The sequence below is a fragment of the Vibrio sp. B1REV9 genome, from assembly GCF_905175395.2.
Lineage (GTDB): Bacteria > Pseudomonadota > Gammaproteobacteria > Enterobacterales > Vibrionaceae > Vibrio > Vibrio alfacsensis.
In genome coordinates this window covers 422,006-448,379 of the sequence record NZ_HG992745.1, presented here as the reverse complement: position 1 = coordinate 448,379, position 26,374 = coordinate 422,006, and the positions used below count along the sequence as shown (strand labels likewise).

The 26,374-nt window shown below is 46.2% G+C and carries 14 protein-coding genes, 9 tRNA genes and 3 rRNA genes; 19 read left to right on the top strand and 7 right to left on the bottom strand.

Going from position 1 to position 26,374, the window contains the following annotated elements:
- Positions 1 to 400: 400 nt before the first annotated feature.
- The 7 genes from KHN78_RS07520 (at position 401) to KHN78_RS07490 (ending at position 5,996) form a co-directional block, all read left to right on the top strand.
- Positions 401 to 1,958 (top strand): 16S ribosomal RNA (locus KHN78_RS07520).
- Positions 1,959 to 2,130: 172 nt separating this feature from the next.
- Positions 2,131 to 2,206, top strand: a tRNA-Lys gene (locus tag KHN78_RS07515).
- A 28-nt stretch (positions 2,207 to 2,234) separates the two neighbouring features.
- Positions 2,235 to 2,310, top strand: a tRNA-Ala gene (locus tag KHN78_RS07510).
- 35 nt (positions 2,311 to 2,345) lie between these two features.
- Positions 2,346 to 2,421, top strand: a tRNA-Val gene (locus KHN78_RS07505).
- Positions 2,422 to 2,749: 328 nt separating this feature from the next.
- A 23S ribosomal RNA gene (locus KHN78_RS07500) occupies positions 2,750 to 5,641 on the top strand.
- Between the two features lie 129 nt (positions 5,642 to 5,770).
- Positions 5,771 to 5,887 (top strand): 5S ribosomal RNA (gene rrf / locus KHN78_RS07495).
- The 16S, 23S and 5S rRNA genes sit together here with 4 tRNA genes alongside, the layout of an rRNA operon.
- 32 nt (positions 5,888 to 5,919) lie before the next feature.
- Positions 5,920 to 5,996: transfer RNA gene (locus KHN78_RS07490), tRNA-Asp, on the top strand.
- 266 nt (positions 5,997 to 6,262) lie between these two features.
- Here the strand turns inward: KHN78_RS07490 and ilvY are convergent.
- Positions 6,263 to 7,153 carry an HTH-type transcriptional activator IlvY gene (gene ilvY, locus KHN78_RS07485; protein ID WP_211915655.1) on the bottom strand — a complete coding sequence of 297 codons (891 nt, stop codon included), beginning with the start codon at positions 7,151 to 7,153 and terminating at the stop codon, positions 6,263 to 6,265.
- A 142-nt stretch (positions 7,154 to 7,295) separates the two neighbouring features.
- Here ilvY and ilvC point away from each other — a divergent pair, with 142 nt between their 5' ends.
- On the top strand, positions 7,296 to 8,780 hold the full coding sequence (ilvC, locus tag KHN78_RS07480; protein WP_211915654.1) for a ketol-acid reductoisomerase: 1,485 nt from the start codon (positions 7,296 to 7,298) through the stop codon (positions 8,778 to 8,780).
- 424 nt (positions 8,781 to 9,204) lie between these two features.
- On the opposite strand, the gene ubiK is transcribed toward ilvC, so the two are convergent.
- The 4 genes from ubiK to KHN78_RS07460 all read right to left on the bottom strand — a co-directional run bounded on the left by ubiK (position 9,205) and on the right by KHN78_RS07460 (position 14,428).
- Positions 9,205 to 9,456 carry a ubiquinone biosynthesis accessory factor UbiK gene (ubiK, locus tag KHN78_RS07475; RefSeq protein ID WP_128812156.1) on the bottom strand — a complete coding sequence of 84 codons (252 nt, stop codon included), beginning with the start codon at positions 9,454 to 9,456 and terminating at the stop codon, positions 9,205 to 9,207.
- A 131-nt stretch (positions 9,457 to 9,587) separates the two neighbouring features.
- Positions 9,588 to 12,710, bottom strand: a complete 3,123-nt coding sequence (vmeD, locus tag KHN78_RS07470) for a multidrug efflux RND transporter permease subunit VmeD (protein ID WP_211915653.1) — start codon at positions 12,708 to 12,710, stop codon at positions 9,588 to 9,590.
- Positions 12,711 to 12,721: 11 nt separating this feature from the next.
- Positions 12,722 to 13,828 (bottom strand): multidrug efflux RND transporter periplasmic adaptor subunit VmeC, encoded by a 1,107-nt coding sequence (vmeC, locus tag KHN78_RS07465; RefSeq protein ID WP_211915652.1) that lies wholly within the window; start codon positions 13,826 to 13,828, stop codon positions 12,722 to 12,724.
- A gap of 18 nt (positions 13,829 to 13,846) precedes the next feature.
- Positions 13,847 to 14,428, bottom strand: coding sequence for a TetR/AcrR family transcriptional regulator (locus KHN78_RS07460; RefSeq protein WP_128812150.1), 582 nt, complete (start codon positions 14,426 to 14,428; stop codon positions 13,847 to 13,849).
- Between the two features lie 169 nt (positions 14,429 to 14,597).
- Here KHN78_RS07460 and rep point away from each other — a divergent pair, with 169 nt between their 5' ends.
- Entirely contained in the window at positions 14,598 to 16,613 is a 2,016-nt protein-coding gene (rep, locus tag KHN78_RS07455; RefSeq protein WP_211915651.1) for a DNA helicase Rep, read from the top strand.
- Between the two features lie 79 nt (positions 16,614 to 16,692).
- On the opposite strand, the gene KHN78_RS07450 is transcribed toward rep, so the two are convergent.
- Positions 16,693 to 17,106 (bottom strand): c-type cytochrome, encoded by a 414-nt coding sequence (locus KHN78_RS07450; RefSeq protein ID WP_211915650.1) that lies wholly within the window; start codon positions 17,104 to 17,106, stop codon positions 16,693 to 16,695.
- A gap of 360 nt (positions 17,107 to 17,466) precedes the next feature.
- Here KHN78_RS07450 and KHN78_RS07445 point away from each other — a divergent pair.
- From KHN78_RS07445 to KHN78_RS07425, 5 genes are all read left to right on the top strand, one after another.
- Positions 17,467 to 17,543, top strand: a tRNA-Arg gene (locus KHN78_RS07445).
- A 33-nt stretch (positions 17,544 to 17,576) separates the two neighbouring features.
- A tRNA-His gene (locus KHN78_RS07440) sits at positions 17,577 to 17,652 on the top strand.
- A gap of 72 nt (positions 17,653 to 17,724) precedes the next feature.
- Positions 17,725 to 17,801: transfer RNA gene (locus KHN78_RS07435), tRNA-Pro, on the top strand.
- Positions 17,802 to 17,848: 47 nt separating this feature from the next.
- Positions 17,849 to 17,924 (top strand) — tRNA-His (locus KHN78_RS07430).
- A 24-nt stretch (positions 17,925 to 17,948) separates the two neighbouring features.
- Positions 17,949 to 18,025 (top strand) — tRNA-Pro (locus KHN78_RS07425).
- A 336-nt stretch (positions 18,026 to 18,361) separates the two neighbouring features.
- On the opposite strand, the gene KHN78_RS07420 is transcribed toward KHN78_RS07425, so the two are convergent.
- Positions 18,362 to 19,105, bottom strand: coding sequence for an HAD family hydrolase (locus KHN78_RS07420; RefSeq protein ID WP_211915649.1), 744 nt, complete (start codon positions 19,103 to 19,105; stop codon positions 18,362 to 18,364).
- A 661-nt stretch (positions 19,106 to 19,766) separates the two neighbouring features.
- Here KHN78_RS07420 and KHN78_RS07415 point away from each other — a divergent pair.
- The 5 genes from KHN78_RS07415 to KHN78_RS07395 all read left to right on the top strand — a co-directional run bounded on the left by KHN78_RS07415 (position 19,767) and on the right by KHN78_RS07395 (position 26,329).
- Positions 19,767 to 21,482 (top strand): dipeptide ABC transporter ATP-binding protein, encoded by a 1,716-nt coding sequence (locus tag KHN78_RS07415; RefSeq protein ID WP_211915648.1) that lies wholly within the window; start codon positions 19,767 to 19,769, stop codon positions 21,480 to 21,482.
- A 105-nt stretch (positions 21,483 to 21,587) separates the two neighbouring features.
- A complete protein-coding gene (locus KHN78_RS07410; protein ID WP_211915647.1) occupies positions 21,588 to 23,141 on the top strand; it encodes an ABC transporter substrate-binding protein in 1,554 nt (517 codons plus the stop codon).
- A gap of 146 nt (positions 23,142 to 23,287) precedes the next feature.
- Positions 23,288 to 24,265, top strand: coding sequence for an ABC transporter permease (locus KHN78_RS07405; protein ID WP_099079113.1), 978 nt, complete (start codon positions 23,288 to 23,290; stop codon positions 24,263 to 24,265).
- Positions 24,266 to 24,267: 2 nt separating this feature from the next.
- Positions 24,268 to 25,224, top strand: a complete 957-nt coding sequence (locus KHN78_RS07400) for an ABC transporter permease (protein WP_211915646.1) — start codon at positions 24,268 to 24,270, stop codon at positions 25,222 to 25,224.
- Between the two features lie 157 nt (positions 25,225 to 25,381).
- Positions 25,382 to 26,329, top strand: coding sequence for an SPOR domain-containing protein (locus KHN78_RS07395; protein ID WP_211915645.1), 948 nt, complete (start codon positions 25,382 to 25,384; stop codon positions 26,327 to 26,329).
- Positions 26,330 to 26,374: the final 45 nt, after the last annotated feature.

Below are 26,374 nucleotides of genomic sequence, written 5' to 3'. Positions count from 1 at the left end.
AATGCCACCTCGCTGACACGGCAACGCTCCCTGAAAGGAACGCAAGCCAAGTTAGCAAGCCAATTAGCCAAGTGGAAACGCTTGAAAGAAAGTTTGAAAAAAGTGGTTGACACTAAACTTTATCTCGCTAAAATGGCCGTCCGATTTGAGCAAAGCTCAATAGGAAAGCTCTTTAACAATATAGACCTATCAATCTGTGTGGGCACTCGTTGATGATAATCCAATTCGATACCTCGGTATCAAATTAGGTTTCAATGAACTGAGTGACCAAACGAGTCGAAAGACTTGGCACAGTCAATTCATTATCGTTCTGTTGGAGCGATAATAGCTTTAAAATTACTTCTTACTTTCGAGTAAGAGCAGTTTTGAAGTCAGTATTCATTGAACCGAACAAAATCTTAAATTGAAGAGTTTGATCATGGCTCAGATTGAACGCTGGCGGCAGGCCTAACACATGCAAGTCGAGCGGCAGCGACAACATTGAATCTTCGGAGGATTTGTTGGGCGGCGAGCGGCGGACGGGTGAGTAATGCCTAGGAAATTGCCCTGATGTGGGGATAACCATTGGAAACGATGGCTAATACCGCATGATGCCTACGGGCCAAAGAGGGGGACCTTCGGGCCTCTCGCGTCAGGATATGCCTAGGTGGGATTAGCTAGTTGGTGAGGTAAGGGCTCACCAAGGCGACGATCCCTAGCTGGTCTGAGAGGATGATCAGCCACACTGGAACTGAGACACGGTCCAGACTCCTACGGGAGGCAGCAGTGGGGAATATTGCACAATGGGCGCAAGCCTGATGCAGCCATGCCGCGTGTGTGAAGAAGCGCCTTCTGGGTTGTAAAGCACTTTCAGTAGGGAGGAAGATTCATGCGTTAATAGCGTATGGATTTGACGTTACCTACAGAAGAAGCACCGGCTAACTCCGTGCCAGCAGCCGCGGTAATACGGAGGGTGCGAGCGTTAATCGGAATACTGGGCGTAAAGCGCATGCAGGTGGTTTGTTAAGTCAGATGTGAAAGCCCGGGGCTCAACCTCGGAATTGCATTTGAAACTGGCAGACTAGAGTACTGTAGAGGGGGTAGAATTTCAGGTGTAGCGGTGAAATGCGTAGAGATCTGAAGGAATACCGGTGGCGAAGCGCGGCCCCTGGACAGATACTGACACTCAGATGCGAAAGCGTGGGGAGCAAACAGGATTAGATACCCTGGTAGTCCACGCCGTAAACGATGTCTACTTGGAGGTTGTGGCCTTGAGCCGTGGCTTTCGGAGCTAACGCGTTAAGTAGACCGCCTGGGGAGTACGGTCGCAAGATTAAAACTCAAATGAATTGACGGGGGCCCGCACAAGCGGTGGAGCATGTGGTTTAATTCGATGCAACGCGAAGAACCTTACCTACTCTTGACATCCAGAGAAGCCAGTAGAGATACAGGTGTGCCTTCGGGAACTCTGAGACAGGTGCTGCATGGCTGTCGTCAGCTCGTGTTGTGAAATGTTGGGTTAAGTCCCGCAACGAGCGCAACCCTTATCCTTGTTTGCCAGCGAGTAATGTCGGGAAGAGACTCCAGGGAGACTGCCGGTGATAAACCGGAGGAAGCGTGGGGACGACGTCAAGTCATCATGGCCCTTACGAGTAGGGCTACACACGTGCTACAATGGCGCATACAGAGGGCAGCCAACTTGCGAAAGTGAGCGAATCCCAAAAAGTGCGTCGTAGTCCGGATTGAGTCTGCAACTCGACTCCATGAAGTCGGAATCGCTAGTAATCGTGGATCAGAATGCCACGGTGAATACGTTCCCGGGCCTTGTACACACCGCCCGTCACACCATGGGAGTGGGCTGCAAAAGAAGTAGGTAGTTTAACCTTTCGGGGAGGACGCTTACCACTTTGTGGTTCATGACTGGGGTGAAGTCGTAACAAGGTAGCGCTAGGGGAACCTGGCGCTGGATCACCTCCTTATACGATGATTACTCACGATGAGTGTCCACACAGATTGATACGGTTTATAAAGTAAAAGAGACGAAGATATCCCAATATCTTCAATCCAGTGTCCCGTTGCGTCGTCTAGAGGCCTAGGACACCGCCCTTTCACGGCGGTAACAGGGGTTCGACTCCCCTACGGGATACCATTGGGTCGTTAGCTCAGTTGGTAGAGCAGTTGACTTTTAATCAATTGGTCGCAGGTTCGAATCCTGCACGACCCACCATTTCTTTTTTAGAAATGACTCTCAAGATGGGGCTATAGCTCAGCTGGGAGAGCGCCTGCCTTGCACGCAGGAGGTCTGCGGTTCGATCCCGCATAGCTCCACCACTCTTGACGTCTACCACGAGACGTAAAACTCATGTGGGCGATTAGCTCAGTTGGGAGAGCACCTGCCTTACAAGCAGGGGGTCACTGGTTCGAGCCCGGTATCGCCCACCATCTTTAAGTACACTTTCTTTGAAACAGAAAGCAGAGTGTTTTTAAAAATGGTTACTTCATGAGAAGTGATTAGCTCTTTAACAATTTGGAAAGCTGACAAAACAAATCTTGTCTTAAATAGATAAGCGTTTGTTTGTAAAGTTCTCAAAGTATTCATTTCGATGAATACACAAAAACACATTCAAGTGTTCTTGGGTTTTGCGAAAGCAAAACATATTTGAGTCCGGCAAAATCGATAGCTATCTCGCTCATTCAAATAATGAGATAGCAACTTTGGTTGTTTAAACAACAAACTCAAGATTTCTTCTGAAACTCTTTGGGGTTGTATGGTTAAGTGACTAAGCGTACACGGTGGATGCCTTGGCAGTCAGAGGCGATGAAAGACGTAGTAACTTGCGATAAGCCCAGATTAGGTAGTAACAACCATTTGAGTCTGGGATTTCTGAATGGGGAAACCCACTAGCATAAGCTAGTATCATTAACTGAATTCATAGGTTAATGAGGCGAACCGGGGGAACTGAAACATCTAAGTACCCCGAGGAAAAGAAATCAACCGAGATTCCGAAAGTAGCGGCGAGCGAAATTGGACTAGCCCTTAAGCTTTATATGCGTTAGACGAACGGTCTGGAAAGTCCCGGCGATACAGGGTGATAGCCCCGTAGTCGACAACGCACATTCAGTGAAATCGAGTAGGGCGGGACACGTGATATCCTGTCTGAATATGGGGGACCATCCTCCAAGGCTAAATACTACTGACTGACCGATAGTGAACCAGTACCGTGAGGGAAAGGCGAAAAGAACCCCTGTGAGGGGAGTGAAATAGAACCTGAAACCGTGTACGTACAAGCAGTAGGAGCAGGCATTATGTCCTGTGACTGCGTACCTTTTGTATAATGGGTCAGCGACTTATATTCAGTGGCAAGGTTAACCATCTAGGGGAGCCGTAGGGAAACCGAGTCTTAACTGGGCGTTCAGTCTCTGGATATAGACCCGAAACCAGGTGATCTAGCCATGGGCAGGTTGAAGATTGAGTAACATCAATTGGAGGACCGAACCGACTAATGTTGAAAAATTAGCGGATGACTTGTGGCTAGGGGTGAAAGGCCAATCAAACCTGGAGATAGCTGGTTCTCCCCGAAAGCTATTTAGGTAGCGCCTCGGACGAATACTACTGGGGGTAGAGCACTGTTAAGGCTAGGGGGTCATCCCGACTTACCAACCCTTTGCAAACTCCGAATACCAGTAAGTACTATCCGGGAGACACACGGCGGGTGCTAACGTCCGTCGTGGAGAGGGAAACAACCCAGACCGCCAGCTAAGGTCCCAAATTATTACTAAGTGGGAAACGATGTGGGAAGGCTCAGACAGCCAGGATGTTGGCTTAGAAGCAGCCATCATTTAAAGAAAGCGTAATAGCTCACTGGTCGAGTCGGCCTGCGCGGAAGATGTAACGGGGCTAAGTAATAAACCGAAGCTGCGGCAATGAAGTTTACTTCATTGGGTAGGGGAGCGTTCTGTAAGCCGTAGAAGGTGTGTTGTAAAGCATGCTGGAGGTATCAGAAGTGCGAATGCTGACATGAGTAACGATAAAGGGGGTGAAAAACCTCCTCGCCGGAAGACCAAGGGTTCCTGTCCAACGTTAATCGGGGCAGGGTAAGTCGACCCCTAAGGCGAGGCCGAAAGGCGTAGTCGATGGGAAACGGGTTAATATTCCCGTACTTCTTACAATTGCGATGGGGGACGGAGAAGGCTAGGTGGGCCTGGCGACGGTTGTCCAGGTTCAAGTGCGTAGGCTTAAGAGTTAGGTAAATCCGGCTCTTTCTAAGGCTGAGACACGACGTCGAGCTACTACGGTAGTGAAGTCATTGATGCCATGCTTCCAGGAAAAGCCTCTAAGCTTCAGATTGTAAGGAATCGTACCCCAAACCGACACAGGTGGTCGGGTAGAGAATACCAAGGCGCTTGAGAGAACTCGGGTGAAGGAACTAGGCAAAATGGTACCGTAACTTCGGGAGAAGCGTACGCTCTTGATGGTGAAGTCCCTTGCGGATGGAGCTGACGAGAGTCGCAGATACCAGGTGGCTGCAACTGTTTATTAAAAACACAGCACTGTGCAAAATCGTAAGATGACGTATACGGTGTGACGCCTGCCCGGTGCCGGAAGCGTTAATTGATGGGGTTAGACTTCGGTCGAAGCTCTTGATCGAAGCCCCGGTAAACGGCGGCCGTAACTATAACGGTCCTAAGGTAGCGAAATTCCTTGTCGGGTAAGTTCCGACCTGCACGAATGGCGTAATGATGGCCACGCTGTCTCCACCCGAGACTCAGTGAAATTGAAATCGCTGTGAAGATGCAGTGTACCCGCGGCTAGACGGAAAGACCCCGTGAACCTTTACTACAGCTTGGCACTGAACATTGACCCTACATGTGTAGGATAGGTGGGAGGCTTTGAAGCAGGTACGCTAGTATCTGTGGAGCCGTCCTTGAAATACCACCCTTGTAGTGTTGATGTTCTAACGTTGACCCCTTATCGGGGTTGCGGACAGTGCCTGGTGGGTAGTTTGACTGGGGCGGTCTCCTCCCAAAGAGTAACGGAGGAGCACGAAGGTGGGCTAATCACGGTTGGACATCGTGAGGTTAGTGCAATGGCATAGCCCGCTTGACTGCGAGAATGACAATTCGAGCAGGTGCGAAAGCAGGTCATAGTGATCCGGTGGTTCTGAATGGAAGGGCCATCGCTCAACGGATAAAAGGTACTCCGGGGATAACAGGCTGATACCGCCCAAGAGTTCATATCGACGGCGGTGTTTGGCACCTCGATGTCGGCTCATCACATCCTGGGGCTGAAGTCGGTCCCAAGGGTATGGCTGTTCGCCATTTAAAGTGGTACGCGAGCTGGGTTTAGAACGTCGTGAGACAGTTCGGTCCCTATCTGCCGTGGGCGTTGGAGAATTGAAAGGGGCTGCTCCTAGTACGAGAGGACCGGAGTGGACGAACCTCTGGTGTTCGGGTTGTGTCGCCAGACGCATTGCCCGGTAGCTAAGTTCGGAATCGATAACCGCTGAAAGCATCTAAGCGGGAAGCGAGCCTTGAGATGAGTTCTCCCTGATACTTTAAGTATCCTAAAGGGTTGTCGGAGACTACGACGTTGATAGGTCAGTGTGTAAGTGCTGTGAGGCATTGAGCTAACTGATACTAATTGCCCGTGAGGCTTAACCATACAACACCCAAAGGGTTTTGATGGACTCAAAGCAAGAACAAGACTTGATTGTGTAGAGAACACAGAAACAGCTTTCCAAACTTTTTGTTTTCACTTTTTAAAAAAGTGGAAGTAAAAAGACAGAATTTGCTTGGCGACCATAGCATTTTGGACCCACCTGACTTCCATTCCGAACTCAGAAGTGAAACGAAATAGCGCCGATGGTAGTGTGGGGCTTCCCCATGTGAGAGTAGGACATCGCCAGGCTTTAAATTTAGACTTAAATGTCTAACCAGTGCGGAGCGGTAGTTCAGTTGGTTAGAATACCGGCCTGTCACGCCGGGGGTCGCGGGTTCGAGTCCCGTCCGCTCCGCCATTTATTTAGACGAAGCCCTAGCAGAAATGCTAGGGCTTTTTCGTATATGCATAAACTTGGCCTTTGACCAACGAGTCCCGCTTGGGTAACGCAAGCCCGGCCGTCCCGCCATTTATTCAGATGAAGCCCTAGCAGCAATGCTAGGGCTTTTTCGTATATGTATAAACTTGGTCTTTGACCAACGAGATCTATCAGAAAACTAATCCGAATGTCCGTCATATTATCTAGACCTCAGCAGAAATGATCAGGTCTTATCGCTAGCGTTCTTATAAAGAGATATACTTACTCTCTGCGACTTCCCATAGAGCTTTAACTAATGGGTTTTCTAGCTGACTTTTAACGCAACAAACACCGAGTTCAAAAGGTTTAATCGGTATTACCTTAAGTCGAGAAATTTTTTCTTTGACTGGGCTATTGTTGATGACAACATCTGGTGCTATGCCGACACCACATCCTAATGCCACCATGCTGACAATTGCTTCATGCCCTGCTACTTGCGCGTAGATATTCGGTTTGATCCTCATTTGCTTGAACCAAATATTCGCTCTGTCTCTTGCTGTCCCCGCTTCTGGGAGAATAAAAGGGATAGTCGACCAGTCGGGTACTTCTTTTTGTAGTTCTTCCGCAAAGCTGCTTACCCCGACAGGTGCAATAACTGATAAAGGAATTTCACTGATTGGTTCGAAAGCGACTTTGGCTGGAAGTTGATCTGGTTTTGCAGAGATAGCAATGTCAGCCTCATCGGTTAGTATTTTGTCGATTGCTTGGGCTGGATCGCCAGTGGAGAGTTTGAACTCAATAAAAGGGTGTTGTATGCGGAATTCAGAAATAAGCTCTGGTAGGTGACTGTAACTCGCTGTTACTGAGCAAAAGAGGCGTATCTCACCTTTTAAATCATCTTCAGTGCCTTTGATGTAGCTTTGGTATTGCTGCCACTCACCTAAGATCTTCAGTGCTACAGGTAATAGTTTCTTACCTTGAACTGTTAATTCAACGCTTCGATTGTCACGCAAGAACAGTTGTTGATGTGTTTCTTCTTCTAGCTTCTGGATCTGCCGACTCAGTGCGGAAGGGCTGATATGCATTGCTGCCGCTGTCTTAGCGAAGCTCTTACTATCACATAGATGAATGAATAATTGCAGGCTTTTGATGTTCATTAAATCTTCACTTCCATGTTGCATTAATTGCAATAAGTAATTGTGAATATATCACTTTCAGCAACAGAATGTCTGTTTTAGTATGAACTCATTCGGTAACACAAATACCGACCTCTATGGAAGAATGTTAAGGAGCACCCAGATGGCTAACTATTTCAATACCCTAAACTTGCGTGAGCAATTGGACCAACTTGGTCGTTGTCGCTTTATGGACCGCGAAGAATTTGCATCAGAAGCAGATTACCTAAAAGGTAAGAAAGTGGTCATCGTAGGTTGTGGTGCTCAAGGCCTTAACCAAGGTCTGAACATGCGTGACTCTGGTCTAGATGTTGCTTATGCGCTTCGCCAAGCCGCGATTGATGAGCAACGCCAGTCATTCAAAAACGCAAAAGACAACGGTTTTGAAGTAGGTAGTTACGAAACGCTAATTCCACAAGCTGACCTAGTTGTAAACCTTACTCCAGATAAGCAGCACACAAACGTTGTTGAGACAGTAATGCCGCTAATGAAAGAAGGCGCAGCACTAGGTTACTCACACGGTTTCAATGTTGTTGAAGAAGGCATGCAAATCCGTAAAGACCTAACGGTAGTAATGGTTGCACCTAAGTGTCCGGGTACGGAAGTTCGTGAAGAATACAAGCGTGGTTTTGGTGTACCGACTCTTATCGCTGTTCACCCAGAGAACGACCCTAAAGGCGAAGGTTGGGATATCGCGAAAGCTTGGGCTGCAGCAACAGGTGGTCACCGTGCTGGCTGTCTTGAGTCTTCTTTTGTTGCTGAGGTGAAATCTGACCTAATGGGTGAGCAAACTATCCTTTGTGGCATGCTACAGGCTGGTTCTATCGTATGTTACGAGAAGATGATTGCTGATGGTATCGATCCAGGCTACGCGGGTAAACTTCTTCAATATGGTTGGGAAACCATCACGGAAGCACTGAAGTTTGGTGGTATCACTCACATGATGGATCGTCTATCAAACCCAGCAAAAGTAAAAGCATTTGAGCTTTCTGAAGAGTTAAAAGAGCTGATGCGTCCGTTATACAACAAGCACATGGATGACATCATCACAGGTCACTTCTCTAGCACGATGATGGCTGACTGGGCAAACGACGATGCGAATCTACTAGGTTGGCGTGCAGAAACGGGTGAAACTGCTTTCGAAAACTACCCAGAAACTAATGTAGAAATCTCTGAGCAAGAGTACTTCGATAACGGTATCCTGATGGTAGCTATGGTTCGTGCGGGTGTTGAGCTAGCATTCGAAGCAATGACGGCATCTGGCATCATCGATGAGTCTGCTTACTACGAGTCTCTACACGAGCTACCGCTGATCGCGAACACTATCGCACGTAAGCGTCTATACGAGATGAACGTGGTTATCTCAGACACTGCGGAATATGGTAACTACCTGTTCGCTAACGTAGCAACGCCGCTTCTACGTGAGAAGTTTATGCCAGCAGTAAATACTGACGTAATTGGTAAGGGGCTAGGTGAAACTTCTAACCAAGTAGATAACGCGACTCTTATCGCTGTAAATGATGCTATCCGTAACCACCCAGTGGAATACATTGGTGAAGAGTTACGTGGCTATATGACTGATATGAAGAACATCGCGGTAGGCGGTTAATCTTCTTCGCTGATGAGCTTAATTTCTTTGTCGGTAATACTCATTTGCTAGTGCAAACGCCGTGTTACCTCCGCGGATTTAAGCTCTTAGCTTTGAATATACAATCTGAAAAATTGCATTCAAGCAAAGCAGATAAGAACTCCAGACAGACTGGGGTCAGTAAATACAACATAAAACACAACATCTAATTAAAAGGCTTGGTCGCCGTTGACCAAGCCTTTTTGTTTTTATAAAGACGGACTTTGTCTTTCGAGGTGCGGAAGTGTTTCGTTGTGGGAATCGAGAACGGTTCGCTGAGAAGAGGTGAGGTATAAATGTGTTGACTGAGTTTGCCCTCAAGAAAGCACAATCGAAGCGAATCCCAATAAACAAAAAGGGCTGATGCTCTCACATCAACCCTTATAATTTTCTCGTCGCTTTTCGCTTATTTATCAGCGAGCTTTTCTTCAAGCTCTGCCAATTTCTTTTCCATTTCTGTCAGTTTTTGACGAGTACGCAGTAGAACTTGCGTTTGAACGTCGAATTCTTCGCGGCTAACTACGTCTAGTTTGTTTAGTTGGCCTTGGATTACTTGACGAACCTTTTGATCAACATCTGCGCCTAGTTCTTTTACTGGCTGTGGCATTGAGTCATGAATTTGTTTAGCAATTTGCTCTAATTTCTTTGGGTCAAACATAGTGGCTAAAACTCCTTTTGATTTGCTCATATTTTATGTAAATGATACGGGAAAGTCGCCATTTAGATGGCAAAAAATAGAGCAGCAATAAAAAAGGTCACCGAAGTGACCCTTTTCTTAGCTTATTGAGTTTATTTATTTTCAGCTAATTCGCGATGAGCTGCTTTTGCTTCATCCACTCGAGCCAGCTTCTCCAAGTCTTTGTCTTCAACAAACACTGGTAATGGTTTGTGCTTCTCAGCTAGGTAGCTGTAAATCACAGGTAGAACGAATAGCGTAAATAGAGTACCGATCGCTAGACCAGCGACGATTACGATACCGATACTAAAGCGCTGAGCGGCACCTGCACCCGTTGCGTACATCAGTGGGATCAGACCAGCAATCATCGCCGCCGTCGTCATTAGGATTGGACGAAGACGAACTTTTGCCGCTTCCATTACCGCATCGATACGAGACAGTTTGTTGTGTAGCTGTTCTTCTTTCGCTACCTCACAGATCAAAATACCGTGCTTGGTAATCAGACCTACCAGGGTGATCAGACCTACCTGTGAGTATATGTTCATTGATGCCGTACCCCACGCCAGAGCAATCAACGCGCCGCATACCGCTAGCGGTACCGATACCATGATTACAAGTGGATCGCGGATAGACTCAAACTGAATCGCTAGAACTAGGAAGATAATTGCCAACGCCAAGCCGAATGTTGCATACAGTGCGCTACCTTCAGTTACGAACTGACGAGCCTCACCCATATAGTCATGGTTGTAGCCAGCAGGCAGTTTGTTTTGCGCAATATCTTCAAACCAATTAATTGCATCACCCATGGCAACACCAGGTGCTGGGACTGCACCAACCGTTGCAGAGTTTAGTTGGTTGAAGTGTGGTAGCGCGCGCGGTTCTGCGACAACATCAATCGTAATTAAGCTACCAAGCGGCACTGCGTTACCATCAACGGAACGTACGTAATAGTTCTTCATTGACTCTGGGTTTAAACGCCACTTACGCTCAACTTGAGGGATTACCTCATATGAGCGACCATTTAAGTCGATACGGTTTACATAACCATCCGCCATCATAGTACTGAGCGTTACACCTATATCTTGCATGGTCACGCCATACGCACCTGCTTTGTCTTTGTCGATGCTGATCTTCATCGTTGCTGAATCGTAGTTTAGATCCAGATCCGAGTAGACGAACATTGGGCTTTTCGACACATTCGTTAGAATATCACTAGCGATGGTAAACAAGCTTTCAAAGCTGTTTGGTGTTGTAATGACAAATTGGATAGGCAGACCAGAGCCTGCGCCAGGGAGTTCAGGCATTTGAAACGCCGTTACTGACATACCAGGAACTTGAGAAACAAGGCCACCAACACGTTTGGTAATTTCAGCCTGACTTGCTTCACGTTCACTCCAAGGTTTTAGAGTCGCTAGACCAAATGCTTGGTTTGAATTTGGCACACCATTAAATACCTGTGCGTATTCCACTTCTGGCTGATCAGACAGAATCTTGTTTACGTCATTCATGGTATTTTGGATGTAATCCAAGTTCGCATTTGATGGGGCAGTACCTAACAATACCACGACACCTTTATCTTCTGATGGTGCAAGTTCACTTGGAATGAACTTAAACAGAATTGGCAAGCTTGCGAATACGATAACCGCAAAAGCAATGATTACAGGGCGATGCGCCATGACCGCTTTGAGCATTTTTTCATAGCGGTTAGTCATACCATCAAGTATGTGGTGAACTTTCTGTTCGAACTTACTTGGCTCTTCATGAGCTTTCAACATTTTCGAACACATCATCGGAGACAATGTTAGTGCGATGATACCTGAAACAAACACCGCTCCAGCTAGTGTTAGCGCGAATTCTTTAAATAGTGAACCCGTAATGCCCCCCATCAATGCGATTGGCGCATAAACGGCACCCAAGGTTAGCGTCATTGCAATAACCGGAATCGCAATTTCACGCGTACCAATGATTGCTGCACGGAATGGTGATTCACCTTCTTTAATATGACGGTCAACGTTTTCTAGTACTACGATCGCGTCATCCACTACCAGACCGATGGCGAGTACCATTGCCAGTAGCGTCATCAAGTTCCACGAGAAGCCCATCGCCTGCATCACCATTGCAACGCCAATCAAAGATAGCGGGATAGTAACGATAGGGATGATTACTGCTCGGAAAGAACCGAGGAATAGAGTAATAACCACAAGAACAATGACGGCCGCTTCGACAATCGTTTTCACAACTTCGTGAATTGATTCATTAATCGCTATGGTTGAGTCGTACATCACGTTCATTTTGATGTTACTTGGCAAGTTGCGTTCAAGTTGAGGCAATAGCTTCAGAACATCTGCAGCGATGTTGATAGGGTTTGCGCTTGGTGCTGCATTGATTGCTGCAACCACTGCTTCCTTGCCGTTTGCACTAGCGCGGTAAACATCGTGACTCTTTGCTAACGAGACTTTGGCAATATCGCCAAGGCGTATCACATCACCGTCGCCCGTTTTCACAACTAGCGCTTCAAGTTCAGCAACGTTCGATACCTGAGTATCAGCGCTACCGTTGTAAAGGACAAACTCACCTACGGCCTGCCCCGTTGCTGACTGGTAGTTATTGGCATTTAGAACGCCCATCACATCCGTTGCTGTCAGCTTAAGTGCCCCCATTTTGGCTGGATCTAGCCATACGCGTAGCGCGTATTTCATTCCGCCGTATAGGTCTACTTTGGAGACGCCGTTTACCGTGAATAGCTGTGGGTTGATTACACGCTCAAGATAATCGGTGATCTGGCTAGAAGACAACTCATCACTGGTGAAGCCAATGTACAGCACCGCTGTAGTCGAACCTGTCGACATCGTTACTGTTGGGTCTTCCGCTTCTTTTGGAAGTTGTGAGCGAACCGAGTTGGTTTTCGCCAGAATGTCAGACAGTGCGGCGTTCGGATCGGTATTTAACTTCATGTTCACGGTGATGGTCGATGTACCAAGAACCGAAGATGAAGTCATATAGTCGATATTATCGGCCTGCGCGACAGCTTGTTCCAAAGGCTGAGTAATGAAGCCTTGGATCAAGTTGGCACTGGCACCGTAATAACTGGTAGTTACCGTTACTACGGTATTTGTCATTTCAGGGTATTCACGAACCTGCATTTTGAAAACGGCTTGTAAACCAAGCAACGCAATCAAAAAGCTGATCGATACCGCTAAAACTGGACGTTTTATAAAAACATCAGTAAAGCGCATGATGCCTCCAATTAAAGCATTGGTGTTTCAGCCGGTGGGGTTAGTGAATCATCTTCAACAATGTTCACTTTCGCGTGGTTGCTCAGACGGATTTGACCAGACGTTACGACTATATCTCCTGGTTTTACACCATCTAGGATATGTGCGATGTCTTTGGTGCGTTCACCCACTTTTACCACGTGTTGATTAACGCGTTTTTCACCATTTTCTTCCGTTACGATGTACACATTATCGCCGTATAGCGTAAACGTAATTGCGGTCTGAGGTAGCGTCACTTGGTTTTCAAGTTTAGGTAGAATGATGTTTGCACGAGCGAACATACCACTGCGAAGTTTGCCATCGCTGTTTGGAATGTCTGCTTGAACTTGAATCAAACCACTTTGAACGTTAACGGCTGGTTCAATAGCTGAGATAGAACCTTTGAATGGTCTATCAGGGTAAGCATCAACGAAGATATCGACTTCTTGGTTTAGGGTAATGCGTGATATGTCAGTTTGAGGAACGGTAAAACGCAGACGCATAACACTGGTGTCTTCAAGGCGAACGATATCGGTACCTGCTTGTAGGTATTGGCCAAGATAAACATTACGAATACCAACCACACCTGCAAAAGGGGCTTTGATTTCGCGGCGATCTATGGTTGCTTTTAAGCTTTCGATATCTGCCTTAAGTGAAAAGTAATTGGCTTCGGCTTCGTCGTACGCTTCTTTAGAAATTGAGCCTTTTTTGAAAAGACCTTGATAGCGCTTGTACTTCGCTTGAGCAGCTGGCAGTCTTGCTTGAGAGCTTTGTAAGTTTGCTTTTTCTACATCAGAGTCTAAGTGAACCAAAGGTTGGCCCTCTTCAACAGACGTTCCTGAGTGGAAAGAAATCTTATCGATCACGCCGCTGGTTTCGTTCGCTACGGTGACCCCTTGGTTTGGTTCGATGAAGCCGATCGCTTCAATAACAGGAACCCAATCAACCGCTTTTACTTCTGTAACCGTGACTGGGAATTCAGGCTCCGGACGGTTCGCCATGTATTCAGCGATTTTCTGCTGCTTGAATAAGTTGAAACCTATCACGCTCCCAAATAGAAGAACCGCGATAAGCAACATAAAGAAAGTCCACTTTTTCATTCTTATAAGAACTCCAAGTTAGTGTTTAATAATTGCATCCCAACTGGCTTCGATGGCTGCTTCCAACGCATCGTCATCCAACTGATAAAATCCCAAAGCATGTTTTCTTGCAAGCGCGACACTAGCTTCGAAACTTAACCCCGAAAGAATTTCGTTATCGAGAGGCTTAAATACCCCTTCCGCCTTGCCTTGATCAAAAAGACGATCTACTTGGGCAAACATTTGTCGTTCTAGTTCCCGCGTATTTCTACGATTTGCACAGGGTAATGATTCATACTGGACACGGCTGCTCAGTGTGTCGAGGTTTGAACCAGCAAGGCGCCAGATATTGAGCCACATAGTTCGGTAACGCTCTTTCAAAGACATATTGTCATGAACATCTGATTGAACGGCTTCCGCAATACGTTTGGTTACGTTAAGGCGAACTTCTTCTAAAAGATGTTCCTTATCTGAGAAATAACGATAAATCGTACCTGCAGCAACGCCTGCTTCAGCGGCGAGCTTGTGCATAGAAAGGCCATGAAAGCCAGATTCGGCGATCAAACGTTCAGCCGCAGCGATGATTTGCTCGTATTTACTTCCAGCAGCGCTATTTGACATAACCCTACCACCAATGAATGAACGTTCATTCATTATAGCGTGATCTATGACCGTTTATGCAACGAAATGTTACGATTATCTTTGTAAACTTTACGTGAAAATCGCATAGCTTTCGAACGGTCCCCCCTTTATCATAGGCGCCACTATTTTTTAGCCGCAGAGAATTTTTATGAAGCTGAACCCTAGACAAGATGAAGCCGTTAAATATGTATCAGGCCCATGCTTGGTGCTGGCTGGTGCTGGTTCGGGTAAGACTCGCGTAATTACCAATAAAATTGCTTACTTGGTTCAGCAGTGTGGCTATAAAGCACGGAATATTGCAGCGGTTACTTTTACTAACAAAGCATCACGTGAGATGAAAGAACGTGTAGGACAAACGTTAGGAAAGGCGGAAGCAAAAGGTTTGATGGTGTCAACTTTCCATACGTTAGGGTTGAACATTATCAAACGTGAATACAAGCACTTGGGGTTGAAGTCTGGCTTTTCGTTGTTTGATGATCAAGACCAGTTAGCACTCTTGAAAGAACTGACAGAAAAACAATTGGATGGCGATAAGGACTTATTGCGCCAGTTGCTTAGCAGTATCTCCAACTGGAAAAATGACATGTTGTCTCCTGAGCAGGTCAAAGCATTTGCAAAAGGTGAACAGCAACAATTGTTTGCGTTTTGCTTTGAGATGTATCAGAAGCAGATGAAAGCGTACAACGCATTGGATTTTGATGATCTGATTTTGATGCCTGTCCTTTTATTGCGTCACAATGAAGAAGTGCGTCAACGTTGGCAGAATCGCATTCGTTACTTGTTGGTTGATGAATACCAAGATACCAATACCAGTCAGTATGAATTGGTGAAATTGTTGGTTGGCGAGCGTGGTCGTTTGACCGTAGTAGGAGATGACGACCAATCTATCTATTCATGGCGAGGCGCGAAGCCACAAAATTTAGTGCTGCTCGGGCAGGATTATCCGAATTTACGTTTGATTAAACTGGAACAGAACTATCGTTCAACCAGTCGTATTTTGCGCGCTGCGAATATTTTGATCGCAAATAACCCACACGTGTATGAAAAGTCGCTGTTTTCGGAAATTCCAGATGGTGAGAAGCTGAAAGTATTGTTGGCGAAGAATGAAGAGCATGAAGCGGAGCGTGTTACGGGTGAGCTCATTGCGCATAAATTCTTAAATCGCACGAACTACAAAGATTATGCGGTGCTTTACCGCGGTAACCATCAGTCACGATTGATTGAAAAATCTCTAATGCAAAACCGAGTTCCGTACAAGCTTTCTGGCGGCACGTCTTTTTTTGCCCGAGCTGAAATTAAAGACATCATGGCCTACCTGCGCGTGTTGGTGAACCCTGATGACGACAATGCATTTTTACGTATTGTAAATACGCCTCGACGTGAAATTGGTCCAGTTACTTTGGAAAAACTGGGTAGCTACGCCAATATGCGAGGTAAGAGTCTATTTGAATCCAGTTTTGAGCTTGGATTAGAACACCATCTTACTGGTCGTGGCTTAGAGAATTTACGTCGCTTTACTCAATGGTTGGTGGCGATTGCCGATCAAGCCGAGCGTGGGGATACCGTAGAAGCCGTGCGTTCGCTCGTTCGTGATATTCATTATGAAGATTGGTTGTATGAGACCTCTGCAAGTCCGAAAGCAGCAGAAATGCGCATGAAGAACGTTTCAGATCTTTATTCTTGGATTGTTGCTGACCTTGAGGGGGACAATTACGATCAAGAAGAGAAGACGCTTAAAGAGGTGGTTCAGCGACTCACTTTACGCGACATGATGGAGCGTGGAGAAGAAGACGAAGACAGCGATGCGGTACAGCTTATGACATTGCATGCATCGAAAGGTTTGGAGTTCCCTTATGTGTACTTGATTGGTTCGGAGGAGGGGATTCTACCGCATCAAACCAGTATTGATGAAGATAACGTCGAAGAAGAGCGACGACTGATGTACGTTGGAATTACTCGTGCTCAGCGTGAGTTAACCTTTACCATGTGTAAAGAGCGTCGCCAGTTTGGTGAGCTCATCAAGCCAACACAAAGTCGTTTTTTAGATGAACTGCCTTTTGATGATGTGGAATGGGAAGCGAACAAGAAACCTGTAACGCAAGAAGAGCGGATGGCAAAAGGGCAAGCTCATATCGCTAACTTACGTGCCATGTTCAAGAAGTAGCGTTTCAACAAATCAATTCACATAAGTGTTAAAAACAAAAGGCTTGCCGTTGGGCAAGCCTTTTTACTTTTTGGGACAATTAAAGGCCTTCGATCATGTGGTCAATCGCTGCGATGATTTCATCATCAGAACAATCCATACACGTTCCTTTCGCTGGCATTGCATTGAAGCCTTTAATCGCGTGATCAGTCATCACATCTTTACCTTGGGCGATGCGTGGTGCCCAATCTGCTGCATCTCCAGTTTTTGGTGCGCCGCTTACACCTGAAGAGTGACAGGCAATACAGAACGTTCCATAAACGGCTGCACCATCACGTGGGCCTGTTGGCTCTGCTTTTACTGGCTCTGCACCAGCTAGATAGACATCACCGACAGGTTTGATGCGTTCTGCGATCGCATCATATTCAGTTTGGCTGATGTCAGAAGCTAAAGCTGCCGTAGAAAAAGTTAAGGCAGCGAACAAAACGCTAATCATTCGTCGAGACATATCCATTAAACCCACTTCACATTCCTAAGGTAAGTGACTTACCTTTTTATATTGTTAGAGTATTTAGACCGTTTGGATAAATTTTTATGTCATTGTTCGTGCAGTGAGCAAAAAACTTATCTAACCGTCTTGAGTGACCGAACAACTAAGTTGTAGCTGTTAAATCAATGTAAATAATGAGTGATTATATCCTGATAAGTTGTTGCAATAAACAACGAGTTATCCATGACAGGGCGTGAATCACATCAAAAATTCAGTTTTAAAGCAGATAACTGTCGAAAAAGAGACCAAACGATAAAAAAAGTAAAAAAAGTACTAGACGGCATAGTGTGATATCCGTATTATTCCTCTCCGCCGATAGGGCATGCGCCCGTAGCTCAGTTGGATAGAGCGTTGGCCTCCGGAGCCAAAGGTCGAAGGTTCGAATCCTTTCGGGCGTACCATTCGCCTAAAGGTTATCGGTAAAAATATCAGTGGTGGCTATAGCTCAGTTGGTAGAGTCCCGGATTGTGATTCCGGTTGTCGCGGGTTCAAATCCCGTTAGCCACCCCATTCTTCCCTTTTGGGATAGAATACGGTAGCATTGCTTCCGTTCTTGATTTAAAGTCGAGATAAAACATAAGTCGGTGAATAGCGCAGCTTGGTAGCGCATCTGGTTTGGGACCAGAGGGTCGGGGGTTCGAATCCCTCTTCACCGACCACTATTTAGTTTATGGCTATAATAGCGGTAGACAATAAAAAATTGATGGTGGCTATAGCTCAGTTGGTAGAGTCCCGGATTGTGATTCCGGTTGTCGCGGGTTCAAATCCCGTTAGCCACCCCATTCTTTCTTTAAAGAATACATGCTCGGTGAATAGCGCAGCTTGGTAGCGCATCTGGTTTGGGACCAGAGGGTCGGGGGTTCGAATCCCTCTTCACCGACCACCATTAGAAAGCCTGCTTTTTAGCAGGCTTTCGTCGTTTTAGAGTTTATGAAATAGCTTAGATGACTATTAGTCGACAATATTTCAATGGATTTGAACCCAAGTGGGGTTCGCCTGAAATTAGAATATGGCTCTTCACTGACCACTATTTAAAGCCTCGATAGAAATATCGAGGCTTTTTTGCATTTATCGTTTTTTAAATCCTCACGACATCATAGGCTCAGCTGAAATGTACAGTTTTGGGGCTTTTGAGCACCTATGATCCAAATGCTTTTAGACCTGACAAAAGAAACCCCAGCACTGACTCTGGGGTGTTGTGTTTCTTAAATTGAACGTTTTACTGAGCAAGCGTTTTAAGGATTTCGTTGAGCTCTATCGTCTTTTTCACTTCGTAGCTTGGCTTGATTTCGGTTGGGTTTGCAATACCTGTTGAGTTAACCCATACACTTAAAATGCCCATGTTGTTGGCGCCCTGGATGTCGGCTGGCAGAGAGTCACCAATATGAATCACTTCTTCTGGTTTTGCATCGACAAGGCTGAGCGCTTTATGGAAGATACTTGCTGCCGGTTTTTCTTCTGGCTCTTCGCCACCCACAATAATGTGGTCAACCCATTCGCTCATTTGTGTCGCTTTGAGCTTTGGATGTTGTGAGAAGATAGGACCGTTAGTGATCACCACTAACTTATAGTGCTGGCGAAGTTCGGTTAGCATCTCTTTCACTCCCGGGAAGAAGTTAAAAGCGCCCATTCGAGCGGCATCAAAATAGCTTTGTGCTTGTTGTGCTTGTTCTGCATCGATCTCGATACCTTGCTCTGCCAAGATGGTTTGGATTAAACCGCAGCGGAATGTATTTTCGTCTGGTAATAGGGCGATAAGCTCGGGAAATTCATCGTTGAGCTTTTTATATACTCCTTGTAGGTAGCGATGTACAAATGCCGTTGAATCGGAGACTTGTGGGTAAGTTTGTGCAATCCAATTAGCAAACTCTTGTCCTGCGACTGTATCTGCCTGAGAGGTGCCACATAAGGTCTCGTCCATATCAAAAAAAAATCGCTTTAAGCACAGAGGCTCCTTGTTCATTACCAGATATTGGAGTGAGATTATCGCTTATCCAGGCTCAAATTGCAGCGTAAAGCCACAAATCTCTGCTTTCTTCCCTTATTTAGCAAAGTACTAACATGATTAATGGAAGTATTACTCTGCCTTTATCTTTTTAATCACAATATGGAATAACAAACGCATAACCAAAACAAAGTGAACGATGCGGTATTTTGCCGATGTGCTCACGTTTTAATCTCATTTTCCCTTTATGACCTTTGGCTTTTCCTTAGTGCCGACTATTTTGTTAGTAACATTTTATGCCGAAAAAATCTGCTATATGCCATATCTTGTTTTGTATTTGTTAATTATTCCATTCGAATAGTATGGTTATGTCAAAGTATGTATTTATGATTAAATTTGGAGCATATTTCTAATTTTTATGGTACTTGTCGCACAAAAATGGTGCGAAGTTTAAATGGTTAAATACTTGTTAATGCATTTATATTCGCAAATTGTGCGTGCAATTAATGTTTTTTCGGCAAGATATACTTTAATTGTTGCTTTTTTGTGTGATATTTGCCAAATTGTTTCCGCATTAAGATTTCAGAGTATTATTCTGAATTTGAACGGATTCATTCAGGTGATAAATGGCGCTCGTTTGCGCGATTTGATACCACAGACAAGGCAGTAGAGGTCTGAAATGTCACTATTAGAGGTGAAAAACCTTCGTATTGAGTACCCATCTCGCCACGGAGTCCACGCGGCGGTGAAATCACTTTCTTTCAATATTGAAAGAGGCGAAATTGTGGGTGTGGTTGGCGAATCAGGTGCGGGTAAATCCACCGTTGGTAACGCCGTTATTGATTTGCTAAGTCCTCCAGGTCGCATCGCAAGCGGTGATGTATATCTTGATGGAGAGATTATTTCTGGATTGTCCCCAGAGGCGATGCGAAAGGTTCGAGGCTCTAAGATTGGTTTTATTTTCCAAGACCCAATGACCTCTCTCAACCCTTTATTTACGGTTGAGCAGCAACTAACAGAGACGATTCATGCCAACATGAAAGTGTCGGATGAAGAAGCGTATCAACGCGCGTTGTCTCTTATGCAACAAGTAGGGATCCCTCAGCCGGAAAACCGCCTAAAACAATATCCTCACCAGTTCTCTGGTGGTATGCGTCAACGTGTGGTGATTGCAATCGCATTGGCTGGTGAGCCAGAACTGATCATCGCCGATGAGCCAACGACGGCTCTCGATGTATCTATCCAAGATCAAATCCTCAACCTTATTCGTGAATTGTGTATCAAAAACAACGTTGGTTGTATGCTGGTGACGCACGACATGGGGGTGGTATCTAATGTGACTGACCGTGTTGCCGTTATGTACCGTGGTGACTTGGTTGAATTTGGTCCAACCGCGAAAGTACTTGGCGATCCTGACCATTCTTATACGCGCAGTTTGATTTCTGCCGTTCCTCGCTCTGACGTGAAGCTCGATCGTTTTCCATTGGTCAGCTATATCGAGGAAGCGACAGAAATGGAGCCGCTCGACATCAAAAATCACTGGCTTGGTCAAAGCCAAGATCAACGTGAATATACCGGCCCGTTGCTAGACGTGAAGAACGTCAATCTACGTTTTGTGACTAAAGATTCGTTGTTTGAAAGCCGTCGCGAATACGTGCAGGCATCGAACAATGTCAGTTTTGAAGTGCACGAAGGTGAGACGTTTGGTTTGGTGGGTGAGTCCGGTTCAGGTAAGTCGACCATCGCACGTGTGATTGCTGGTCTGTATGAACCAAACTCAGGCCAAGTGAGCTTTGAGGGCATTGAACTTACGGCACTAAAATCGGAAAAAGCGCGCCGTCCACTGCGTCGTCAAATGCAGATGGTCTTCCAAAACCCATACACGTCAATGAACCCGCGTATGAAGATTTTTGACATCATCGCGGAGCCAATTCGCTTTCATAATCTGACTCATAATGAAGCGGAAACGCGCCAGATTGTCAATGACCTACTGGATCACGTAGGTTTAGGCAAAATGGCAGCTGTTAAGTACCCACATGAATTCTCCGGAGGTCAGCGTCAGCGTATCTCAATTGCGCGCGCCCTGGCGACTCGTCCTCGATTACTGATCTGTGATGAACCGACTTCTGCGTTGGATGTGTCGGTACAAGCACAAATTCTGAACTTACTGAAAGATCTGCAAAGTGAACTGAATCTCACCATGTTGTTTATCAGTCACGACTTACCTGTTATTCGTCAGATGTGTGACCGAGTGGGTGTAATGCAGATGGGCACGCTGCTGGAAGTGGCACCCACTGAGCAGCTATTTACTGCTCCTCAGCATGAATACAGTAAGAAACTGATTTCTCTGATGCCTGAATTCAAGGGCCTACGAGAAAATATTAAAACAGCATAAACCAAGTTTTTCGCTTGGCTGACCTTTAAGGTCAACAAACCTTAGTCATAACAAAGACGCAAACACAACAAGGGATTCGAATTCCCGCATGAAGGAGTTATGCAAATGAAAACCATGAAAAGCAAATTAGCAGTGGCGCTAATGGCTGCAGGCTTGAGCTTTAATGCGATGGCAGCAGAAATCAAAGTGGGCTACGCCTCCGATCCGGTGTCTCTTGACCCGCATGAGCAGCTATCTGGCGGTACGCTACAGTTTTCTCACATGGTATTTGACCCACTGGTTCGTTTTACTCAAGAGATGGACTTTGAGCCTCGCCTAGCGGAAAGCTGGGAGCGCGTTAACGATACAACGGTCCGCTTTAAGCTACGTGAAGGCGTAAAGTTTCATTCTGGTAATGACTTAACGGCTGACGATGTGGTGTGGACTTTCGAGCGTCTACAAAACTCTCCAGACTTTAAAGCTATCTTTGACCCATACGAAAAAATCGTAAAAGTGGACGATTACACGTTTGATCTTGTGACTAAGGGGCCATACCCACTAGTGCTACAAACAGCAACGTACATTTTTCCAATGGACAGCAAGTTCTACTCAGGTCAAACCGCTGACGGCAAAGACAAGTCTGAGCTCGTGAAGCACGGTAACTCATTTGCATCGACGAACGTTTCTGGTACGGGACCATTCATTGTGACGTCTCGTGAGCAGGGCGTAAAAGTGGAATTCGAACGCTTTAAAGATTACTGGGATAAAGCGTCGAAAGGTAACGTTGATAAGCTAACGTTAGTTCCTATCAAAGAAGATGCGACTCGTGTAGCAGCACTGCTTTCTGGCGGCGTTGACATGATTCACCCAGTAGCGCCAAACGATCACAAACGTGTGAAAGACGCAAAAGGTATCGATCTTGTGACACTACCAGGTACGCGTATCATCACATTCCAAATGAACCAAAACAGTAACGAAGCACTGAAAGACGTGCGCGTTCGTCAAGCGATTGTTCACGCGATCAATAACGAAGGTATCGTGAAGAAAATCATGAAAGGCTTCGCAACGGCGGCTGGTCAACAAAGCCCAGTCGGTTACGTAGGTCATGATGACAAATTGGTTCCTCGCTACGATCTGAAAAAAGCGAAACAGCTAATGAAAGAGGCAGGCTACGAGAACGGCTTTACGCTGACGATGATGGCGCCAAACAACCGTTACGTGAACGATGCGAAAGTGGCACAAGCTGCTGCGGCAATGCTGTCTAAGATCGGCATCAAGGTTGATTTGAAGACGATGCCTAAAGCGCAATACTGGCCTGAGTTCGACAAGTGTGCGGCAGATATGCTGATGATCGGTTGGCACTCAGACACGGAAGATTCGGCGAACTTCAACGAGTTCCTAACCATGACTCGTAACGAAGAAACGGGCCGTGGTCAGTACAACTGTGGTTACTACTCAAACCCAGAAATGGACAAAGTGGTTGAAGCGGCGAACGTAGAAACGGATCCAGCGAAACGTGCAGAAATGCTGAAAGGCGTAGAAGCAACACTATACAACGACGCTGCATTCGTACCGCTACACTGGCAAAGTGAAGCGTGGGGCGCGAAGTCTAACGTGAAAGCTGCAGACATTGTTAACCCAATGGTAATGCCTTACTTCGGTGACCTAGTGGTTGAATAATCACGGTTAGTCGATTTTGAGGAGGGATGGATGTCCCTCCTCAACTTAAAGTACTCGGCTCAGTTTTGTTTCAGTCGGACTGAGTTGGTTTTACAGACTGAATTTTCTCTCTGAATAGAGATCTATGGATAGTTAAGGGGCAAGGAATGTTTTCGTTTCTGGTCAAGCGCCTGTTTCAGGCACTGATAGTGATGTTTGTGATCAGTTTGGTGGCGTTTGCCATTCAGGATAACCTGGGTGACCCGCTGCGTGAGCTTGTAGGTCAGTCGGTTTCAGAAGCGGAGCGTCAAGCGCTGCGTGACGAACTGGGCCTGAACGATCCCTTTATCACAAAGTACACTCGCTTTGTGGGCAATGCGCTACAAGGTGATTTAGGTACGTCTTACTTCTTCAAGCGACCTGCGGTTGAGGTGATTCTCGATAAGCTGGTGGCCACGCTAGAGCTCGTGTTTGGTGCGACGCTCATTATCATTCTTCTCTCGATCCCTCTTGGGGTGTATTCCGCGATTCATCCGAAGAGCATCTTTACCAAATTTGTCATGGCGATGAGTAGTGTTGGTATCTCGATTCCGGTGTTCTTAACCGCGATCATGTTGATGTACGTCTTCTCCATTGAGCTGGGCTGGCTACCGTCCTACGGGCGGGGAGAAACAGCGAATGTCTTCGGCTGGGAATCCGGCTTCTTTACCATTGATGGTCTTAAACACTTGATTCTGCCGTGTGTGGCACTGGCTTCGATCATGTTGCCACTGTTCATCCGTTTGGTTCGCTCAGAAATGCTAGAAGTGCTGAGCTCGGAATACATCAAGTTTGCCAAAGCAAAAGGCCTGAACTTAAACAAAATTTATTACCAACATGCACTTAAAAACACCATGCTGCCAGTACTAACAGTAGGCGGCGTGCAGATTGGTACCATGGTAGCTTACACCATTCTTACTGAAACTGTGTTCCAATGGCCGGGCACAGGCTTTCTTTTCCTTGAGGCAATCAACCGTGTCGATACACCGTTGATCACTGCCTACGTTATCTTTGTTGGTTTGATCTTCGTGGTAACCAATACCATCGTTGACTTGCTGTACGGCATCATCAACCCAACTGTGAACCTAACTGGAAAAGGAGCTTAATCATGAGCCAATCAAACGTAACGGCCGCTCCTGAATCGACGCCATCAGCGTGGGAGCGTTTTAAAAACTCGGACTTCCTGTATTACTTCAAGCGCGACAAAGTGGCGATGGCAAGTTTTACGGTGTTTATGATGTTCTTGGTGTTGGCACTCGCTGCACCAATCTTGGCGCCAACAGACCCGTATGACCTAACGTCTATCGACATCATGGATTCTGAACTTCCACCATCATGGATGGAAGGAGGAGAGGATCGCTTCTTACTGGGTACTGATGAGCAGGGCCGCGATATTTTATCGACCATTTTGTACGGCTCTCGCCTGTCTTTGACCATCGGTTTCCTTGCGGTTGGGCTTCAATTGATTTTGGGCATCATTATCGGCCTGTCTGCGGGTTACTTCGGTGGCCGTATTGATAGCTTCTTGATGCGCTTTGCTGACGTACAGTTGTCGTTCTCGACCATGATGGTGGCGATCATCGTCTCGGCCATCTTCAAAGCCAGCTTTGGCAGCGACTTCTATAGCCAATATGCAGTAGTCATGCTGGTGGTGATCATCGGCGTAGCTGAATGGCCGCAATATGCACGTACCATTCGCGCCTCGGTGCTGGCAGAGAAGAAGAAAGAATACGTCGAAGCGGCGCGTGTGATGGGCTTTAAAGCGCCTCGCATCATGTTCCGTCACATTCTGCCGAACTGTCTATCGCCTATCTTGGTTATTTCTACGGTACAGGTAGCGAACGCAATCATGTCGGAAGCGGCATTGTCATTCCTAGGTTTGGGTCTTCCTGTCGATCAGCCGTCATTAGGTGCGCTGATCAGCATCGGCTTCAACTATATCTTCTCTGGCGCATGGTGGATCACCGCGTTCCCAGGTATCGTGTTAGTAACGCTGGTACTGGTTATCAACCTATTAGGTGACTGGTTACGTGATGTGTTTAACCCGAAACTGTACAAAGGTTAAGAATTACCTATTCAAAGCATTGCGTATTAAGCTAATTTATTTCTAAACTGAGAGCTGGGTAAAAATCCGGCTCTTTTTTTGCTTATCATTTTGTTATTCATGTTTTATTGACGCTCAGTCGTAATAATTCATCCTCTACCAGTTTAAAGTGAAGCGTATGGAAATGAAGAAGGCACACCTTTCAACTCGTATTGCCAAATCAAGTCTAAGCCTAGGTTTGTTGCTGGTATGCGCCCATTATTCCCCTCTAGCAATGGCGGACAGTGTTCTATGTGATGCATCGCAAGCGAGTCACAGTGAGTTGCCAATGTTGGAGAAATCGTGCCCGATTGGCAAAGGAGTATGGGGAAAAAAAGTGCCGCAGGGAGGTAATAACTTTTTCTGGATTCAATGTGGTCTGCTGCCTAAGCCGATGCCACTCGCTAAAGCTAAGCCGATTTATAGCAAGATCACAACCGATGTATGGATGAAGAAAGAGCAAAGTAACTATCGCTGTTTGATTGGGCCGTATCTTGATTTGGCTGATGCAAGGGCGGATTTAAACCGCGTAAAAACGTTAGTGGATTACAAAGAAGCGTTTATTCGTGTCGTCAACAAATCGGGCGCGAAAGCCCAAAAGCAGACAAAGCCCGCGCCTAAACCCGTTCCTAAACCAATTGCAAACAAGCCTAAAGTTGCCCCTAAAACAGTAGCGCCTGTGACTCGCCCAGATACTGATGCCTTTAAAGGTAAACCAGTGATTGAGTCTAAACCTGAGTCAGCAATAAATAGCAGCAATGTTGAACTGCGCTTAGAAACAAAATGGCAAGGGGTGACCTATGCCGTGCCCTATTTCTCAGATAACCAAAACCAGTTTTATATGGAGCATGGTAAGCCGTGGAATCGTTTAGATTACCCGACCTCTGAGAAAGTTTGCCAAGTGATGGGGATGAAGCTTGCGACGGTCGGTGAGTTTAAAGCGCTGCGTCAATCTGGTGTGATGGAGAAAAACCGTTGGCCGATGCAACTGCCATACTGGGGCAAGGACAGAAAAGGGTTGTTTGCGGATCGAGAGCCGAATCAACTAACTGGCACGTCACTGTTGAATGTGATGTGTGTGAAGTGATCGCCTTACAATTAGGGTGATTATAGAAAATAAGACAAAAGAAAG

What these genes read in the sequence shown, in the direction of transcription:
- ilvY (WP_211915655.1), bottom strand. Translation starts at nt 7,153, where the DNA reads ATGAACATCAAAAGCCTGCAATTATTCATTCATCTATGTGATAGTAAG.
- ilvC (WP_211915654.1), top strand. Translation starts at nt 7,296, where the DNA reads ATGGCTAACTATTTCAATACCCTAAACTTGCGTGAGCAATTGGACCAA.
- ubiK (WP_128812156.1), bottom strand. Translation starts at nt 9,456, where the DNA reads ATGTTTGACCCAAAGAAATTAGAGCAAATTGCTAAACAAATTCATGAC.
- vmeD (WP_211915653.1), bottom strand. Translation starts at nt 12,710, where the DNA reads ATGCGCTTTACTGATGTTTTTATAAAACGTCCAGTTTTAGCGGTATCG.
- vmeC (WP_211915652.1), bottom strand. Translation starts at nt 13,828, where the DNA reads ATGAAAAAGTGGACTTTCTTTATGTTGCTTATCGCGGTTCTTCTATTT.
- KHN78_RS07460 (WP_128812150.1), bottom strand. Translation starts at nt 14,428, where the DNA reads ATGTCAAATAGCGCTGCTGGAAGTAAATACGAGCAAATCATCGCTGCG.
- rep (WP_211915651.1), top strand. Translation starts at nt 14,598, where the DNA reads ATGAAGCTGAACCCTAGACAAGATGAAGCCGTTAAATATGTATCAGGC.
- KHN78_RS07450 (WP_211915650.1), bottom strand. Translation starts at nt 17,106, where the DNA reads ATGGATATGTCTCGACGAATGATTAGCGTTTTGTTCGCTGCCTTAACT.
- KHN78_RS07420 (WP_211915649.1), bottom strand. Translation starts at nt 19,105, where the DNA reads ATGAACAAGGAGCCTCTGTGCTTAAAGCGATTTTTTTTTGATATGGAC.
- KHN78_RS07415 (WP_211915648.1), top strand. Translation starts at nt 19,767, where the DNA reads ATGTCACTATTAGAGGTGAAAAACCTTCGTATTGAGTACCCATCTCGC.
- KHN78_RS07410 (WP_211915647.1), top strand. Translation starts at nt 21,588, where the DNA reads ATGAAAACCATGAAAAGCAAATTAGCAGTGGCGCTAATGGCTGCAGGC.
- KHN78_RS07405 (WP_099079113.1), top strand. Translation starts at nt 23,288, where the DNA reads ATGTTTTCGTTTCTGGTCAAGCGCCTGTTTCAGGCACTGATAGTGATG.
- KHN78_RS07400 (WP_211915646.1), top strand. Translation starts at nt 24,268, where the DNA reads ATGAGCCAATCAAACGTAACGGCCGCTCCTGAATCGACGCCATCAGCG.
- KHN78_RS07395 (WP_211915645.1), top strand. Translation starts at nt 25,382, where the DNA reads ATGGAAATGAAGAAGGCACACCTTTCAACTCGTATTGCCAAATCAAGT.